This window comes from Alkalibacillus haloalkaliphilus, from assembly GCF_007991275.1.
In the GTDB taxonomy this organism is placed as follows: Bacteria; Bacillota; Bacilli; order Bacillales; family Alkalibacillaceae; genus Alkalibacillus; species Alkalibacillus haloalkaliphilus.
Window position 1 is genome coordinate 1 of record NZ_BJYA01000016.1, and the last position, 17,949, is coordinate 17,949.

At 38.3% G+C, this 17,949-nt stretch carries 17 protein-coding genes and 1 riboswitch; of the genes, 6 read left to right on the forward strand and 11 right to left on the reverse strand.

Annotated elements, in window-relative coordinates; genetic code table 11:
* Positions 1-233: 233 nt before the first annotated feature.
* The 3 genes from AHA02nite_RS11625 to AHA02nite_RS11635 form a co-directional block, all read right to left on the reverse strand.
* Complete coding sequence (locus tag AHA02nite_RS11625) at positions 234-1,079, reverse strand: DegV family protein (RefSeq protein ID WP_246118852.1); 846 nt, start codon at positions 1,077-1,079, stop codon at positions 234-236.
* A 103-nt stretch (positions 1,080-1,182) separates the two neighbouring features.
* Complete coding sequence (locus AHA02nite_RS11630; protein ID WP_146817480.1) at positions 1,183-1,869, reverse strand: response regulator transcription factor; 687 nt, start codon at positions 1,867-1,869, stop codon at positions 1,183-1,185.
* A 130-nt stretch (positions 1,870-1,999) separates the two neighbouring features.
* Complete coding sequence (locus tag AHA02nite_RS11635) at positions 2,000-3,139, reverse strand: sensor histidine kinase (RefSeq protein WP_146817482.1); 1,140 nt, start codon at positions 3,137-3,139, stop codon at positions 2,000-2,002.
* A gap of 177 nt (positions 3,140-3,316) precedes the next feature.
* On the opposite strand from AHA02nite_RS11635, the gene AHA02nite_RS11640 reads away from it, so the two are divergent.
* Together AHA02nite_RS11640 and AHA02nite_RS11645 are read left to right on the forward strand one after the other, a co-directional pair.
* Positions 3,317-3,955, forward strand: a complete 639-nt coding sequence (locus AHA02nite_RS11640; protein WP_146817484.1) for a YigZ family protein — start codon at positions 3,317-3,319, stop codon at positions 3,953-3,955.
* Between the two features lie 14 nt (positions 3,956-3,969).
* Positions 3,970-4,956, forward strand: a complete 987-nt coding sequence (locus tag AHA02nite_RS11645; protein ID WP_146817486.1) for an LCP family protein — start codon at positions 3,970-3,972, stop codon at positions 4,954-4,956.
* Between the two features lie 260 nt (positions 4,957-5,216).
* Here the strand turns inward: AHA02nite_RS11645 and AHA02nite_RS11650 are convergent, their stop codons facing one another.
* Positions 5,217-6,698, reverse strand: a complete 1,482-nt coding sequence (locus AHA02nite_RS11650; RefSeq protein WP_146817488.1) for an APC family permease — start codon at positions 6,696-6,698, stop codon at positions 5,217-5,219.
* A 242-nt stretch (positions 6,699-6,940) separates the two neighbouring features.
* Between AHA02nite_RS11650 and AHA02nite_RS11655 the strand changes: the two genes are divergently transcribed.
* Both AHA02nite_RS11655 and AHA02nite_RS11660 read left to right on the forward strand, forming a co-directional pair.
* Positions 6,941-7,495 (forward strand): hypothetical protein, encoded by a 555-nt coding sequence (locus AHA02nite_RS11655; RefSeq protein ID WP_146817490.1) that lies wholly within the window; start codon positions 6,941-6,943, stop codon positions 7,493-7,495.
* A 127-nt stretch (positions 7,496-7,622) separates the two neighbouring features.
* A riboswitch (cyclic di-GMP riboswitch) is annotated at positions 7,623-7,705 on the forward strand.
* Positions 7,686-7,865: an anti-repressor SinI family protein gene (locus AHA02nite_RS11660; RefSeq protein WP_246118853.1), complete on the forward strand. Its 180-nt coding sequence runs from the start codon at positions 7,686-7,688 to the stop codon at positions 7,863-7,865. It overlaps the preceding riboswitch by 20 nt.
* A 47-nt stretch (positions 7,866-7,912) precedes the next feature.
* On the opposite strand, the gene AHA02nite_RS11665 is transcribed toward AHA02nite_RS11660, so the two are convergent.
* Positions 7,913-8,356: an IDEAL domain-containing protein gene (locus AHA02nite_RS11665; RefSeq protein WP_146817492.1), complete on the reverse strand. Its 444-nt coding sequence runs from the start codon at positions 8,354-8,356 to the stop codon at positions 7,913-7,915.
* Positions 8,357-8,574: 218 nt separating this feature from the next.
* Between AHA02nite_RS11665 and AHA02nite_RS11670 the strand changes: the two genes are divergently transcribed.
* Positions 8,575-9,660 carry an AI-2E family transporter gene (locus tag AHA02nite_RS11670; RefSeq protein ID WP_146817494.1) on the forward strand — a complete coding sequence of 362 codons (1,086 nt, stop codon included), beginning with the start codon at positions 8,575-8,577 and terminating at the stop codon, positions 9,658-9,660.
* A 162-nt stretch (positions 9,661-9,822) separates the two neighbouring features.
* Here the strand turns inward: AHA02nite_RS11670 and AHA02nite_RS11675 are convergent, their stop codons facing one another.
* The 5 genes from AHA02nite_RS11675 to AHA02nite_RS11695 form a co-directional block, all read right to left on the reverse strand.
* Positions 9,823-11,454 carry an amidohydrolase gene (locus tag AHA02nite_RS11675; protein ID WP_146817496.1) on the reverse strand — a complete coding sequence of 544 codons (1,632 nt, stop codon included), beginning with the start codon at positions 11,452-11,454 and terminating at the stop codon, positions 9,823-9,825.
* A 16-nt stretch (positions 11,455-11,470) separates the two neighbouring features.
* On the reverse strand, positions 11,471-12,961 hold the full coding sequence (locus AHA02nite_RS11680; RefSeq protein WP_146817498.1) for a sodium:solute symporter family protein: 1,491 nt from the start codon (positions 12,959-12,961) through the stop codon (positions 11,471-11,473).
* A gap of 207 nt (positions 12,962-13,168) precedes the next feature.
* Positions 13,169-14,158 carry an ABC-2 transporter permease gene (locus AHA02nite_RS11685; RefSeq protein WP_146817500.1) on the reverse strand — a complete coding sequence of 330 codons (990 nt, stop codon included), beginning with the start codon at positions 14,156-14,158 and terminating at the stop codon, positions 13,169-13,171.
* On the reverse strand, positions 14,148-15,026 hold the full coding sequence (locus AHA02nite_RS11690) for an ABC transporter ATP-binding protein (protein WP_146817502.1): 879 nt from the start codon (positions 15,024-15,026) through the stop codon (positions 14,148-14,150). The genes AHA02nite_RS11685 and AHA02nite_RS11690 overlap by 11 nt, the downstream gene beginning before the upstream one ends.
* Entirely contained in the window at positions 15,019-15,408 is a 390-nt protein-coding gene (locus tag AHA02nite_RS11695) for a GntR family transcriptional regulator (RefSeq protein WP_146817504.1), read from the reverse strand. Before AHA02nite_RS11695 ends, AHA02nite_RS11690 begins: the two co-directional genes overlap by 8 nt.
* A gap of 117 nt (positions 15,409-15,525) precedes the next feature.
* Between AHA02nite_RS11695 and AHA02nite_RS11700 the strand changes: the two genes are divergently transcribed.
* Positions 15,526-16,686 (forward strand): M20 metallopeptidase family protein, encoded by a 1,161-nt coding sequence (locus AHA02nite_RS11700; RefSeq protein ID WP_146817506.1) that lies wholly within the window; start codon positions 15,526-15,528, stop codon positions 16,684-16,686.
* A 211-nt stretch (positions 16,687-16,897) separates the two neighbouring features.
* On the opposite strand, the gene AHA02nite_RS11705 is transcribed toward AHA02nite_RS11700, so the two are convergent.
* Positions 16,898-17,881, reverse strand: coding sequence for a nuclease-related domain-containing protein (locus AHA02nite_RS11705; protein ID WP_170236089.1), 984 nt, complete (start codon positions 17,879-17,881; stop codon positions 16,898-16,900).
* Between the last annotated feature and the right edge of the window lie 68 nt (positions 17,882-17,949).

The window sequence follows — 17,949 nt, forward strand, 5'->3', positions numbered from 1 at the left end:
TATTTATTTGGCGTTCGCACATCATAATTTGGCGTTCATGTTATTTATTTGGCGCTCGCACATCATAATTTGGCGCTCATGATATTTATTTGGCGTTCGCGCATCATAATTTGGCGTTCATGTTATTTATTTGGCGCTCGACCCTATTAATTTGGCGCTCGCACCAAAACGCTCTTCTCGCACCTACACAAAAAAACGCAGATGAGCTTGTCTCATCTGCGCACCTTTATAAACTATTTTACTTTATACCAACCTAAACCGATGCCGCCTTCACCGAGGTGTGTGCCGATTACTGGTCCAAAGTAGCTGATAACAAATTCTACGTTTGGATATTTTTCTGATAGCTCGTCCTTCCACTTCATAGCGATTTCTTCTCGCTCGGCGTGGATGATGACTGCTTTCATTTGCTCGGCTTCTTGTGCTGCTTCGCTTAGTAAGTTTTCCATACGTTTGTAAGCTTTTTTGCTTGTACGGATTTTTTCGAATGGGACGATTTTTGTGTCTTCAAAGTGAAGTAATGGTTTCACTTGTAATAAGCTTCCGACCATTGCTTGTGCACCTGTTAAGCGACCACCACGTGCTAGGTGGCTTAAGTCGTCTACCATGAAGTATGCGCTCATGTCTTGTTTCATTTCTTTAAGACGATTTAAAATTTCATCAGGTGTTGCACCGTCTTGTGCCATTTGAGCCGCTTCTAGTACGTAAAAGCCTTGTGCCATACAACTAATTTCAGAATCAAATGGATGAACTTCTAATCCTTCAACCATATTGCCTGCTGAAACAGCCGCTTGGTATGTCCCACTAATTCCACTTGATAAGTGAATTGAGACGACGGCATCATAGTCGTTTGCGATCTCTTCAAATTTCGTTGTGAAGTCACCTACTGACGGCTGGCTTGTTTTCGGTAAATCTTTTTCAGTTCTTACTTTTTCATAAAACTCTTTAGTTGTTATATCAACTAATTCACGATAACTTTCATCACCAAATGTGACACTGAGCGGCACCATATATATATTCCAATGATCTAATTGTTCTTGAGGTATGTATGCCGTGCTATCAGTTAAAACAGCTGTTTTCATACCATCGACCTCCCTAATCCATATTTTACAATAACGTGTACCTTTTTGCATCGATAATTTTAAAAGAAAAAATCACCACTCACAATTCGTGAGTGGTGACTTTCTACCTTACAAGTACCCAGCCATTTTTAATTGCTGTAACAACGGCTTGTGTTCTGTCGTTTACATTCATTTTTTGAAGAATGTTAGAGACGTGGTTTTTCACCGTTTTTTCACTAATATAAAGATCTTCTGAAATCCCTCTATTGCTGCGCCCATCTGTCATCAGTTGTAAAACTTCGCATTCGCGGCGAGTAAGTAGATGAAGGGGCTTTCGATATTCGATATACTCAAATGCTGCATCTTGGCTTTCGCCACCAACATTTGATAGTCGGCGATATTCATTGATTAATCGGTGCGTCACTTTTGGATGGATGTATGATCCACCTTTGCTGACGACTTTGATGGCATTCACTAGTTCTTCTGTGTCCATCTCTTTTAGCATATATCCTAGTGCACCTGATTTAAGAGCGTGTGTAACGTAAGATTCATCATCATGGATTGATAGAATAATGACTTTAAGGTCACCGTGTTGTTCGATTAATTGTTTAGTAGCCTCTACTCCATTAACATCCGGCATGTTAATATCCATAATAACGACGTCTGGTTGATTATCCTCAATGACAGCCAAAGCTTCTGACCCATCGCTAGCTTCAGCAACGACATTAAAACTTTCTTCAAATTCTAAGATGCGTTTAATTCCTTCGCGGAAAAGTTTATGATCGTCTATAAGAACGATATTTGTTGACATGATACTCCTCCTTCAATCCTAATCGTTACTCAAGCCGCTCTTGATCCCCCGTAAAATATTAATATAATTATACTACAAATATGGTCATCTAGGTACTATTTCATGCAAATTTATAAATAAAACTGAATTACTAATACATAATTGGCAATGAAATCGAAACTTTAGTCCCTTTACCCTCTGTAGACTTAATGTCCATTTGACCATTTAACATTTCTACACGCTCGCGCATTCCTGTTAAGCCAAAGGAATCTTCTTTTTTCTCATCGACATTGAACCCTTTCCCATAATCAACAATATGGATGTTCAACTTATTATACGCCTGTTCAAAGCGTACTTGAATTAAGCTCGTATTGGCATGCTTAATTGCATTTTGAACACCTTCTTGCACTAACCGGAAAGCAGCAGCTTCAAATTTTTGTGAGTAACGATCTCCGTCTTTGTTTGGTTTAAATTCAACTTTTATGTTGTGATATTCTTCAATTGTAGATAAATATTTTCTCAATGTCGGAACTAGACCTAAATCATCTAACGCCATTGGTCTTAAGTCATAGATAATTCTTCTTACTTCATACAAAGCCCCACGAACCATTTCCTTAACGTCTTTCATCTCTTTCAACGCTTCGTCAACACCACGCTCACGAATCGTCTTCTGCACAATATCTGAGCGAATCATAACATTAGCTAACATTTGCGCTGGGCCATCGTGTATTTCACGTGACAGCTTTCGGCGCTCTTCCTCTTGAGCATCAATAATTTGTAGGCCGAATTCATATTTTTCTTTCGCTGAAGAGATCGCTTCATTTACATTTTGGAAATCGTTCACTAAGTAATTTAACACGACATTAACTTTACCAATGAGGTTCTCTGTTCTCTCAATATTTTCATCTAAACCTCTAATACGATGTTCTAATTCGTCTCGTCGCTTAATAAGTCCAACTTCTTGTTGGCGCTGGACAACTAATTTTGTCTGTAATTCGTGTGTATCATTGTAAGCTTTCTGGACTTGCTCTTCAGAATACTTACTGAAGTTTCGACTAACTTCAGTTAACCGTTGACGAGCTAACTTCAACCTTCGCTCCAGTTGGTCATTTTCGTCAATCATTTTGCTAACGTCTTTACGAATTTGCAGAACTTCTTTAGCAAGCTCTTGTTGTTCTTTACGGGCATTTTCACCTAGGTCAAATATTTCTTCTTTACTATTTGAAACGACTTTGACCATTTCTTCGATGATTCGATTTAAGGCTTGGTCTTGTTCTAAAACTTTTGACATAGAGATTCCTCCACCATTATTACTATATTGTTCGTCTTTTATGCAAAAACTTTTGGGGGTTTTGATTTATTTTGTCCTTTTTTTCATTTCCCTGTAACTAAATGGGTATAAAATTCGTCTATATAATTGCCCAACATATTTAGTTTCTATATAATGATAGTTTAGGAGGATATCATTATGTTAGAAAATTACTTAACTGTAAAAAATGAAGGAAAACATGAAATCAATATACAAAAATCACGATTTATCGGTCATATCAAACGTACCGAAACTGAAGAAGAAGCGCAAGCATTTATACAAAAAATCAAAAAAGAACACGCTAGTGCAACACACAATTGTTCTGCCTATATGATCGGTGAACAAAATTTAATCCAAAAAGCACAAGATGACGGTGAGCCAAGTGGTACAGCTGGTGTGCCAATGCTTGAAGTGTTAAAACAAATGGACTTAAAAGACACAACGGTTGTCGTCACTCGTTATTTTGGAGGAATTAAGCTTGGTGCAGGTGGTTTAATACGCGCTTATTCTAATTCAACTTCAGAAGCAATTCGCCAAATTGGTGCTGTTAAACGCTCTTTAATGAGAGAAGTTATTATTACTGCTGACTATGGCATGTTAGGGAAGCTTGAAAATGAACTAAGAAACCATAAGCAGTTAATTGAAAACATCGATTATACTGAGCGAGTATCTTTCCACGTCTTAGTTCCAGTATCAGATGTCGATTCGTTCAAGGGCTGGATTATTGATTTTACAAGTGATCAAGTCGAAATGCGTGATGGTGAGGAAAAATATATTGAGCGTGATATTCAAATATAAAAGGGGAATCCGAAATGAGTTTTAAGAAAAAGTTATTAATTGGAACACTGGTGACTTTCCTATTAGCAGCTGGTGGTGTTACCTATTACTTTTTCAACCTTTATCAAGAAGCTGAAAAAGCGGTAACAGAATCATATCAAGACCTTGAACGAGGTGAACACTCTGAACAACGTGAGGAAGAAGTTGACCCGAGTGAAGACAATATTTCTATTTTGTTCGTCGGTGTCGATGATAGTGATACAAGACAAGGTACATCAAGCTTAGCAGACGCACTTGTTCTAGCTACATTTAACAAAGATGATCTATCAGTCAATATGGTTAGTATTCCACGTGATTCATATGTCGATGTAAGTTATCAATATTCAAAGGATAAAATTAATCACACCCATGGATTCGGCGGCCTTGATGAAACGGTCTCAGTAGTTGAAGACTTATTAGATGTTCCAGTTGATTATTATGTTAGGTTAGACTTTATGGCTTTTGTCGATACGGTTGATGCTTTAGGCGGAGTAGACTTCGATGTCCCTTACTATTTAGAAGAAACAGATAGCACAGATCAAGGAACTGTCGTCATTCAACCTGGTGAACAAACGTTAAACGGCGAAGAAGCGCTTGCGATGGCAAGAACGAGGCAACATGACAATGACCTTGAACGCGGTAACCGTCAAATGGAAATACTTGAGTCAATTATCGATCAAACGTTATCGTTCTCCTCGATTACTCGTTACAATTCGTTAATTCAATCAATTGGTGACCGAATGACAACGAATATATCATTTGACCAGCTTGTTAGTTTACACGAATACGTAACAGGTAACGATGGACTTGAAATAGAACAACACCAACTAGAAGGTAATGACTTGTGGGCTAATGATATTTATTATTTTGATTTAGATGAACGTAGTATTAGTGATATTAGTAAGGAGTTGCGATCGCACTTACAAATTGATAGCCAGTATGTTGAAGCGAAAAATGAAGATGATGAAGATCAAGGGCTTTAAAGCTAGGGTTAATACTCTAGCTTTTTTTATTGCAACAAAGTGCTTGGAACAAAAAAAGGACCACCTAAACGAATTAGGTGGCCAAGAAAAAAGATAGCGTCTAATCAACCTTTATGATCGAGGTTAATTACATTTTATTATAGTTATATACCATTTACAATCCTTTCGACATTGAAAAATAAATTCAAATAACGAACAACAAGATGGTAAATAAACAAAACTTTAAACAATTTTTTAGAATTATTATAAATTAATAATCATTATTTATCTTCGTCTTTATTTAACTTAAACTTCTCTTCTCCTAAGATTAAGTAAGCTAACTCTTCTCTTGTGTACTTCATTAGCTCTTTACGACGACCAATATAGAAAATGGCACCAATTACAACCCAGACTAATAACGCAATTAGAGATTCAATTCCTAATGCAGCTGGTGATGCTGGGTACAACAACAATACTAAGAAAGATAAACTTGCGACCATACCTAATAATGTAACGACCTTTTTACCAGGTGATACGATGTGCAGTTCTGGGTCGAATTTAGGATCTTGATCATTCCATCTTAATAATTTATAAGCTGTGTACGTTGTGTAGAAAAAGGCAATTGATACACCAACTGATGACATATCGACAATCCAACCTAATACTTCACGGCCAAACCACGGTGCAATAATAGCAACAATAGCAGCAAAAATGATCGCAAAGTAAGGTGTATTATACTTTGAATGTAAATTAGAGAAAGCTTTCGGTAACACTTTACCTCTCGACATCGCAAATAGGACACGGCTTGATGAAATTAAGAAACCATTCAAACCAGTGAAAATTCCCATCGTTAATGCTGTCGCTAACACAATTAAACCGCCTGTACCTAATACTTCTTGTACGACAACACCAGTTCCCCAAGCGTGGTTCGCTTCAGAAAGTTGTTGCCACGGCATTGCGACACCTGTTGCAACGATCATTAATGAATAAATGGCAGCCGCAAAGGTAATAGCCAGTACGATTAGGGTTAACGCTTTTTTAGAGGAAAACTTAAACTCCTCTGCTGCTTGCGGTACATTATCAAAACCAACGTAAGCAAACGGAGCGATCGCCACAATAGTTAATATGGCAGCAAGTGCGGATATTTCTGGTGTAAACACCGGCGTTAAATTACTAAACGACGTCTCTGCACTTGATGTCATTCCGATTGTAATCGTTAAAACACCTGCAATTAATATAGCAACAAAAATAAACTGCAATCGACCTGAGATCGTTGTTCCTCTAATGTTTAATAGAGTAAAAATACCAATTAATACAGATGCGATAATAATTTCAGTTAAATAAACTTCCCAACCTGCTATTTCATAAACTTTTACTTGTTCGATAAAATTCGGGAAAATAAATTTAAGCATTAATGAGAACGCAGTTGCATTAAGTGCGACAATACATATGTAACCAAGCGTTAAAAACCACCCACTAATATACGCATGTAATCGACTTAAACCAAGAAAAGCGTAGGCGAACTCTCCGCCTGACACTGGATAATTACGAATTAGTACACCATAGCTAATGGCAATAATAATCATGAGCAATGCACCAATCGTTAAACCTAAAATAACACCTAACGGACCAGATTGACCCATCCAAGTGTCCGGCATAACGAAAGAAGCCCAACCTATAGACGAACCAAGTGCGATCGCCCATACCCAATGTGGTTTGAGTGTTTTGTCTAATTTCTTCCTTGTTAAATTCTTACCACTCACACAGAAAACTCCTTTATTGAATATTTTTAAAACTTCGACACTTATTATCCCACACTAAAATTGCATTTGAAAATAGTATTTTTAATAATAAATAAGAGTATTTGCTAGGATTTATCCATAACAACCGACGGGGTTTGCAAGGAAACAGTATACCGAGAAAATTAGCTAAAAATGTCTAATTTTCTCGGTATAAAAAACTAAAATTTGGGCAACAATGCTTGCAGAAAGGTAGGTCGTCTACGATGCGCAAAATGTTTTTAGTTATGACCTTTATTACTGCTTATGCCGTTTACCACTTTTCTTTTCATTACTTGGACTTCTCGAACACACCATTTAATGAAGAACAAAATGAAGATGAAGTGGATGAACATACATATGCTCAAATTATTGAAGAAGATTACTTGGAAGTCTCCTACGCCAACCAAGTCATTCATATGGAAGAAACTGATTTAGTTGCGCAATATGAAGAGCAATTTGATGAATTAGAACAATCGATCTTAAGTGACATTGAATCGTTAAAAGACGATGTTTTAGATGAGGTTGGGTCAGGTCAAAGTGTTTTAACTCAAGGGTTTAATCTATTGAAGTATGAACGCGAAGCAAATGAAATAGAAGAAAAAGCTGACCAACAGTTTGAAACGCTTATAGCGGAAATGGAATCTGCAGCTGATGATCACTTAATTCCTAAACAAACAATTGACGAATTTAAAGAAGAGTACGAAGCGAGAAAAGATAGTATTAAAAATTCTATTTTCAAAGAGGTCAATAGTTGGTTAGAAGAAAGTGAAGCTTTCTGACAATTTTAGGTTCATTTACCTATAAAATTTAAAAACAACCTATTATTTTGTAGAAATTTTTGGATGAAAAGGGGCTATTAAATCTTTGAAAAAAACTATAATATTATAATTAGAATAATAATTTCGGTGTAGAAAAAGGCAAACCTTTTGAAAGAAAGGGACGCAAAGCTGTTGGTCTAAGGGGGAACCTATGATTGCAAAGCTACCTCATCTATTTGGGGGAATGAGGATGCGTACATTGGCTATGGAAGTTCGTTTAATCAAGGGGCTTGACAACGAGTGGGTTCAGCTAATGAAAGAAGCAAGAGAGGCCGGAATTAGTAAAGACGAAATTAGAGAGTTTTTAGCTGCAAGTAAGGTAACGGAATAATTAAACGGGGTGGCTCTTCGCCACCCCGTTTAGTTATTTTTCTCATATTATTCACTTGAATATAAATAACTAGTCAACTCTAAAAACTGATCCTTATCCCCTAGAACTAATGATCGATCAATTAGGCGATAAATATTTTGCTCTACTAAATGTGATACAACTAAATCAACTTCGGCTTGTGTCACACGAGGCTGCTCATCAAAGTATTCATCTGTTATATTGTTTAACTGCTCTTCGAACGATTCAAACTTCATCAGTTTATAGAGTGGCAACTTAATATAGTTAACCCCTTTTTGAAACACAAACTGGTCCTGTTTATTAACAATTTCACGATTGTAACGGTCAATCACAATTTCTCTTGCTTCTAACGGAATGAAATGATATAGCTGTTCATCCATAACAACTGAAAAGTATTGGAAAGCTAATATAATACGAACAAACCGCTCATCTTTCTTCACGTAATAAGGTTTTAACATTTTTACAGATTGCATGGCCACCACCCCAGAATTTGAAAGTTTGAATATTCTGTTTATTATAATTATGCACGAAAACCTAAAAAAATTAAAGAAAAACACATTTTAATTTACTGTATAACTTATATAAACCTCCAAAATTAGATATAATAATAGATAATAGTTTCACATTTTTTTCCGCTATATTAGAATAGTAACAAATGGAGAGAGAAACCAAAGAGAGTTGGTGAGATTCAATGCCAGATGGAAAATGGTTTAGAGTTGGTTACGGGATCATTATTTTTTTCTTAATTATTTTTCTAGCGACACAAGTTAGTTTTATTTTTCAGCCCATTTTTGTGCTTTTTCAAACCTTATTTATACCTATTATTATCGCTGGAATTTTATACTACTTAACCCGTCCTTTTGTGGACTTTTCTTCAAAATACATACCAAGGCCGTTATCTGTTTTGTTAGTTTTCGTGGCAGGACTTGGTATTATTACTGGTTTAGTCATGGTCATCGCACCAGAATTACAACGACAATTTAACAATTTAGTTAATACATTGCCGGATTTAATAGAAGACGCTAATCAAATGTTATTAAGTATTCAAGCGAGTGAATGGTTTTCCCGCATATCACCAGAGGAAGATGCGATTACTGAGTTTTTTGAAGGGTTGCAACAAAACATAGATAACATTCTTTCAACAATCGCATCACAGATCACACACTATCTCGGTGTTGTGGCGAACATTTTAATCTCAATTATCGTCGTACCTTTTATTTTGTTTTACTTATTAAAAGATGGCGAGCGCCTACCAAAGCGTATTCTTGGATTCTTACCGAAACGTTACCAAGATGATGTTGGAGGTATTTTAGATGAGATGGATGATGCACTTAGCTCATACATTCAAGGTCAAATCATCGTGAGCTGTTTTGTCGGTGTGCTTGTTTTTATCGGTTACACGATTATCGATTTACAATTTGCGTTAATATTAGCAGTCGTTGCTTTGTTCACGAACTTCATTCCGTTTATCGGACCGTGGATCGGGACAATTCCTGGCGTTATCGTCGGTTTGTTAGAATCACCATTCCAAGCATTGCTCGTAATCATTATTGTTGTTATTATCCAACAATTAGAGAGTAACTTGATCGCACCACAAGTCATGGGTAAAAAATTGCAAATACACCCAATCACCATTATATTCCTCTTACTGTTCGCAGCTCGATTCGGTGGTATTTTAGCCATGATCATTGCGGTACCAACCTACGCAGTAGCGAAAGTAATCGTCAGTCACATTTATCGAATTATTAAATTAAGGAATAAAGATGCCTTCGAGTAAATGAAGCGAACGTCGAATGACGTTCGCTTTTTTATGTGAGCTCTGATTTTTGTGTTGAGCGCTGATAAACTTGCCTGAGCGCTGATAAACTTGCCTGAGCGCTGATAAACTTGCCTGAGCGCTGATAAATAAATCGCTGGGCTTCACCCAGCGATTTATTTCCTACTTCTCAACAATACATGGCTTTCCATCAATAAACGTCTGCACAACATTTATATCTTTTATAGTCATCGGATCAATCGTTAATGGATTGCGATCAAGTACTGCGAAATCCGCTTCTTTTCCAACTTGAATTGAACCATTCGTCTCCTTTGTATCGTTTAGTCGTGCACCATATAAAGTCATCGTTTTCAACGCTTCGTACGTGTCAATTTTTTCACTTTCACCTAATACATGGCCATCACGAGTCACGCGATTAACCGCTGCCCAAATTGAAAATAGCGGCGAGATCGCAGTTATTGGATTGTCTGAATGTAGTGTATACAACAGTCCATGCTCTCTGACACTGTTTAGCGGATCAAGTTTTTCTGCGCGCTCTGGGCCTAAAAAGATATCGCGGTGACGATCGCCCCAATAATACACATGGTTTATAAATAAAGACGTGGCGATATCATATTCGGCCATCCGCTTTAAGTCCTCTTCTCTCACCGTCTGAAGATGCTCAATACGATGTAAATGACCTTCACGAGGAAACCTCTCTAAAGCATTCGTCAACGCTTGAATAATCGAGTCGATTGCCAAATCACCATTACCATGACATGCAATTCTAAACCCGCGATCATGAGCGTTTTGGAACATTTCATTTAACGTTTCTTGTTTATGAATAAGCGCTCCATTATGTTCAGGGTGCAAATGATAGCCATCTCGAAGTGCACCCGTATAGCCTTGAATCGAACCGTCTTGGAAAAACTTCGCACTATCAAGGCGCGCTTGACCATTTGACTGAAAACTAATATAAGAGTCTACTTCATCAGCTGTCATGTCGGCAAAAGGCTTTTCATTTAACACATCGTCCATTACCATATAACGCATCTTCAGCTTAAAATCAGTGTGCGTGACTGCGCGAATGTGCTCTTCGTACTCTGAAAAGCCTCCATCAAGCCCAACTGCTGCATCTGTATTCGTCGTAATGCCTTCTTTAATATAATCTTCAGATGCTTCGATCATTAGGCGAGTCAATTCATCGCTCGTTAGTTGATCTAAATGGCGCATCACTTTTTCTAACACAGGTATCTCATACAACACGCCGTCTAACGTACCATCTTCATGACGCCCGTAGTGACCACCAGAAGGGTCCTCGACCTCATCACTAATGTCACTTAATTCAAGTGCTTTTGAGTTCACAACAGCTAAATGACCAGAGATGTGACGAATGAAGACTGGATGATTAGGTGCAACACGATCAAGCTCTTCTCGTGTAATATGACGCTGTTCTTCAAGCATCGTGTCATCATATCCGTACCCAATAATCCACTTTGCTTTATCTTGATTTTTCGCTTCTTTTCCTAGCTTATTTAACAAACGATCGACACTATTACTTTCAGGCGGGCCACAATAGACCTGACTTTTCATTTTTGAATACATTAAAATGTGATTATGCGTGTCAATAAAGCCGGGAATGAGCGTTTTTCCCTCAAGGTTATACCACTCTTTCGCCGTTACTTCCTCTGAGTCAAAATCACCTGTCCAAATTTTCGTAATCGTACCGTCTTCTACCCCAACGGCTTGAACATCGATCAGCTCTTCTTCAAGCGTAATAATGTCACCGTTGTAAATGATTAAATCATAGGTCATGAAATCACCTTTCTGACTACGTTCTCGTATTAAAATCTTCTTTATATACAGCTTTCACGTTCTCAGCTTTTGAGTGTTTCGTTAGTAAGCTGACTACAATTAAGACGATAAACGATGTTAAGAACCCGACAATCGTTTCATCGAAAAAGGCTGTAATAACTTCAATCGTATCAGCCGCTAACATGTCCGCTGTCATATTAGAAAACCATGCGATTATTTCTTCTTTGAAATAAGGCCAAATAATCGTTACAGCACCTGCAATCATCATGGATGATAGCGCACCTGCTGTCGTTACACCTCTCCAGAACATGATTGCTAAGAACGGTAATACTAGTGTAACAGCTGACAATCTTAACGCCCACTGATACAACGTGACAATATCTTGTACTTGGAATGCGATGATCAGACCTAAAACTGAAATAATGATGACTGTTAAACGAGAGACGAACATCATTTTTCGATTGTCTGCGTGCGGGTTAATCATACGTGCATATAGATCTTGCGTTAAGTTTGAACTACCTTGCAAAATAAACGAGTTCGCACCTGTCATTAAGGCTGATAATAAACCGACTAACACTAAACCACCGATAAATGGCGGAAGTAACTCAACTGTTACGTAAGAAAAGATTAAGTCAGGGTCAATATCACTCGGAACGTATTGACGAGCCATCACACCGATCGCATACGGTAAAATCGAAATTGCCGTACCTATTGCAATCGCAGTAAGACCAGCTTTTTTCGCCACTTCTTCTGTACGAGCAGCAAAAATACGTTGCCACGTCGACTGCCAAATTAAATAGAACGGACCGACAGACAAGGCGAAGATTAATACAGCTAATCCACCTTGTTCACCAAACGGCGTTAAATAATGAGCAGGCGTGTTTTCAAGTACTTCTCCTATGCCACCGCTATAATTCAAACTTGCGACAAATAAGACGACTATTCCAATTGTAAGAACAATTGACTGTAGTGCGTCTGTAATAATCGTCGCTGGTAAACCACCTAAAATAGTAAAACCTAAAATAAGCGCAAATGCGACTAAGATTCCCGTTTGTGGTTCCATATTAAACGCGATATTAAACACTGTCGACATACCGACAATTTGTAGCGCTAAGGTTGGCACAGCATAAATGAACGCTGACAAGATTGAAGGAAAAATACCAAGCCTTCCCCCAAAACGTTCACTAAACAAATCCGCCAACGTATAAAGCTTCTGACGTCTTAACTGTTTAGCAAAAAAGACGACTAAAATTAATGTGAAGAAATAAGCTGGCAATGCAAACTCGAAAAAGCCTGACATACCAACTGAGAATCCCATACCGACCCAACCGATAAAGACAGCAGCTCCACAAAACGTACTAATAATCGTACCGACGATCGGCCAGAATCCCATATTCCAACCTGCAATTAAATAGTCATCGGAATCTTTAACTTTAAAATAATAATAAATTCCAAAACCAAAAACAATACCAAAATATACGAAAAAATAACCTATGTACCAGGCCATGATTCATACTCCTCCTTGTAAAACAGATAGGGTCAAGGATACCCGTTTTAAAATTAATTGACGAACATCCGATGAACTAACATATAAAAGCATATAAGAATAATTTGGTGATTTTTGTCGAAAAAATACGCGAGAATGGACGAAATGACTAATTTTAACCGAAAAAAACTAGCGCCCTTAACGCGAACGCTAGTTTTTAAATAGGGATTACCTATTTAGTAATTTTTTAGTGATTTTCCAAGAGAAGAATAGTGCGATTAGAGCACCGAGCCAATATAGAATAAGGCTTAATGCATCTGAAGAGTTATGAGGAGCCATTGAAGATAGCATTAATCCTCCTAACAAAGCACTACAAAACGGAATTCCAAAAGCAAATAATGGATGTAACGATCTGAACATGAGAAACTCTCCACTATATTCAGAAGGCGACTTTTCATAAATAACGATCGCTAATACTGTGAAAACTAAGCCAGCAATCACTGGAACCCAAATGTTTAATTCATCGAAGAAGAAGTTATTTAAATAATTAAACCAAAATAGATCTTCAAACACCCAGCCTGTTAATTCAACCTCGCTGAAATCAAATCCATGTACATTAAAGAATTGTCCAACTAAAACAAAAATGCCTTGTGGGAAAACTAAAAATATAAGTGTCAGCGCGATTTGTGATTTTATTTCACCAGAGATTGTTCCGATAAACATCGCAAATGAGTAAATCACAAAATAGGCAGCTAATGGCAACCAATACGAGTTAGTGAGATCTACTTCAGCTAACAACTGACTAAACTCTGACTGATAAATCGCAAAGTAAGCTAGCCAAAATGATAAATTATAGCCGATTAATACGACCGCTAACCCCATGGCATATTTCGTTAAAAACATCTCTCTTCTTGAAAACGGTAAAGCCATGGCAAAATCATGACGCTTCGTATTTTTCTCCAAACCTATTAGGAAGCCTGCCATTAAAATAACAACACCGACCGCAATCATGCCAAAAAAGTTAGGTTCAAAAATACTATTAACTTCAAAGGCTTTTGCATGTTCCCAGTGATCAGGCTGATGTTCTTGATAAAAACGCCAAGTATCAAAACGCATAAAGGCAGATACAACATAAGCTAATAAAAACGCAACTAACAGCCCTAGTGATACTAAGAAATTATGCTTCCATTCTTTCTTCCATAACGCTTTATGAAACATATAGGTCACCTCCTAATTTGGCAACGAAAATATCTTCTAACGATAACGGTAATTCTTCATATAAAATAGGGTCATAGTTTTGAAGAATTGCTTCGCCATCTTCATCGTCAGAATCCAATAGCACAACGCCTACACGACCATTCTGACTTAACACTTCAAGGTTTTGTAATACGTCTTGAGGGAATTCACCTTGGTAAGCAACTTGCACTTTCTTATACTGCTCTTTTAACGTTTCCATTTCGACTTCTGAATCGACTGAGCCATCTTTTAAAACGACAATATGATCCGCCATTTTTTCTAACTCATCTAAACGGTGTGATGAAATGATGATCGAGACGTCTTTATGAGCGACTTGCTCGGCAATAAACTGCAATATTTCTTTTTTGATAATGACATCTAAACCATCAGTAGGTTCATCAAGTAAAATGTACTTTGCATTTGTTGAAAAGGCTAAGATTAATGAAAATAATGCCTTTTGCCCTTTTGACATCTTCTTAATTTTTCCCGATTTATTAAATTTGAATTGATCTAATAAAGAATAATAATACTCTTCATCGAAATTTGGATAAACGACTTTATAAAACTTCACAATTTCTTTAACCGTATATGTTTTTAAAGCATCTGTTGAGTCAGGAACAAAAACAATATCTTGTTTAACTCGAGGTTGTTGAAATACATTCTCACCTTCAACAGAAATATCACCTTGATCAGGTTTTATAATGCCTGAAATCATTCTAAGTAGCGTCGTCTTGCCCGCACCATTTCGACCAACAACACCTGTGATCGTCCCTGGCCTTACGTTAAATTGAACATCGTTTAGGACTTCAGTTTTATGAATTGTTTTTGTGACGTTTCTGACTTCAATCATGATCCCCACCACCTTTTTGAAATATTTCATCGATCCATTGCTTCATTTCTTCTTTTGAAACGCCAGCTTGTTTGGCTGACTGGACTAATTTTTCAGCTTGCTCTTTCAAATGTTCCACTTCCTTTTCTTGTACAAGCTCATGAACATCCTCATTAATGAACGTCCCTTTTCCTCGGAAAGTGACAAAGATCCCTTCACGTTCTAGCTCTTTGTACGCTTTGCTAACTGTGTTTGGGTTCACCGTTAACTGCGCAGACAACTCTCGAACTGACGGCACTTTATCCCCTGCTACAACAACACCTTGCAAGATCCGCTCTTTAACTTGTTGGATGATTTGTTCGTAGATCGGCTTGTTGCTCGTTGGGTTTAACAGTATATGCAAACAATCACCTCTTTCTTATCTGTATTAAGTGTACTACACACAATAGTACACTTGCAACAGTTTTTTATTAGGGATTTTGGTGCTATAATGTCATAAAACGTGTGGGGAGTGTTGAGAGTGGAGAAATTTTTTAGTTATTTACAGTCGCTCGAAGCTGAGTTAGTCGAGTTTAGAAGAGATTTACATATGTATCCTGAAGTGTCACACGAAGAAGTTGAAACACCGAGAAAAATCGCTGCCTATCTCGAAAAGTTAGGGTTAGAAGTTCGAACGGGTGTTGGCGGTCGTGGCGTTTTAGGCATTTTACATGGAGGTCAGCCTGGTCGGACAGTTGCTCTGCGTGCAGATTTTGACGCTTTGCCAATTCAAGATGAAAAGGATGTAGACTATAAATCGCGTGTTGACGGTGTGATGCATGCGTGCGGTCATGATGTGCATACCTCAGCGTTGTTAGGTGCCGCGAAAGTTTTATCTCAGTTTAAAGATGAAGTGCCTGGTACAATTGTGTTCGTCCATCAGTTTGGCGAGGAAATGACCCCAGGTGGAGCAAAGCCGATGATCGATGACGGCTGCCTGGACGGTGTTGACGTTATTTATAGTGCTCACGTTATGTCCAATTTACCTGTTGGGCAGTTCGGTGTGCGCGCTGGTTATATTTCGTCAGCACAAGATGATTTTACAATTGAAGTGCACGGAAAAGGTGGCCACGGTGCTATGCCGCACATGACAGTTGACGCGCTCGTAACAGGAAGCCAACTCGTCACTAACTTACAACAAATCGTTAGCCGCCGCGTAAGCCCAATGGACTCAGCAGCTGTAACAGTCGGGTCATTCCATAGCGGCGAAGGCCATAATGTCATTCCTGAAAAAGCAGTATTGAAAGGAACAGTTCGGACTTACAGTGCTGAAGCGCGCGACATGATCGAACAAGCACTCCACAACATCACGAAAATGACTTGCGAAGCAGCAGGCGCAGGATATGAAATCGACTACGTCCGCGACTGCCCGTCAATGTATAATGATCCATTAGAAACAGAGCGAATTAGACAATTAGGCGTTGAGGTTTTCGGCGAGGATCATACAGTTGAAGCCGAACCACTCATGGGAAGCGAAGACTTCGCCTATTTCCAAGAAGAAGTCCCAGGCGTCTACTTTATACTTGGTGGCGGAAACCCTGAAGTTGGCGCTGATTATCCGCACCACCACCCAATGTTCAACGTCGACGAACGCGCGATAGGGAATATTGCTAGAATGATGTTGACTGCTGTGATGAAATAGATTGGTTAGATCCCGCCGCGGCGGGATCTTTTTATTCTATGAGCTATTTTTTCGATCCTATGAGCCATTTCCCCAAGTCTATGAGCTATTTTTTTAATCCTATGAGCCATTTCCACGATTCTATGAGCTATTTTTTTAATCCTATGAGCCATTTCCACGATTCTATGAGCTATTTCATCAATTCTATGAGCCATTTCCACGATTCTATGAGCTATTTCAAATAATCAAAGTCTTTTTCGTAATCATAGTTTAATAAATACTTGGTGTGCCGACGACTTCCGACCTTTTGAAGACCTGCATCTTGCAAAATATTCCTTACTGTATGTCGTGATTCAATCCCTGAGAAATCGGAAAACTCGCTGTTAGTTATTTCATTACCTCGAAGTAAGTAATAATCTTTTAATGAATGAATTGCTGCACCTTGATCTCGCAATCCACATTTTATACATTCTAGTCTCTTCCTTATCATTCTCATCGTTAACAATCCGCATTTATTGCAATACGTTCCTTTTACTAGTTCTTCAGACGCTACCCCAAACCGCTCCAATATATCAGGATCGTAATCTTCATGGCACTGTTTGAAGTAGTAAGCGAGTTGGCGGGCGTTATTAATTGATAAGACTCGCTGGTTATACCGTTCATTTACGGTGCGGATGTAGGCTGGTAGTTTGGCGATTGGGATGACTTTTTTGACATGCTCTTCATGCGACGGGTGGATGTTCATGCGGACGTTTGGGCTAGTCATGACGACGACGGTTTCGATTGGAACCTTTCCGTAAGATCTTTGTTCAAGCCAGTTAACGAGTTGAAATTTTTGTTCTTCTACTTGGTTGAGTGGGTCGTCGTACGTTTGGTTGTGGTGAAAAATTTGGTGGGATCCTTCTTTCATCATGACTTCTCCGCTCATATTTTTTGACTCGATGATCAAAATGAAATTTGACGTCACTAGTAAAAAGTCCATTTGAAAGTGTTTGTTGGAGAAAGCGGTTTGAAGTCTTGTGTTGTGAAGGACAAAATTCGGGAAATCCAATTTTTTCAGCGGATATAGTACTCTCTTTTCGCCTATGTAGCCAGATTGTTCGCGACGGATTCGGTCTCGCACTTGTTCGTATTTTTTGTGATAAGGGTCGAGGCGGTTGGCTAAGCCTAACAACTTCAGATAGTACGGCGTGAATGAAATGTCTTTTACAATCATGAGGGAGGGCCTCCTTGCGCGGGGATTTCTTAAAAAAATGGCTTGCCTCAGCAAGCCATTCATTTAAA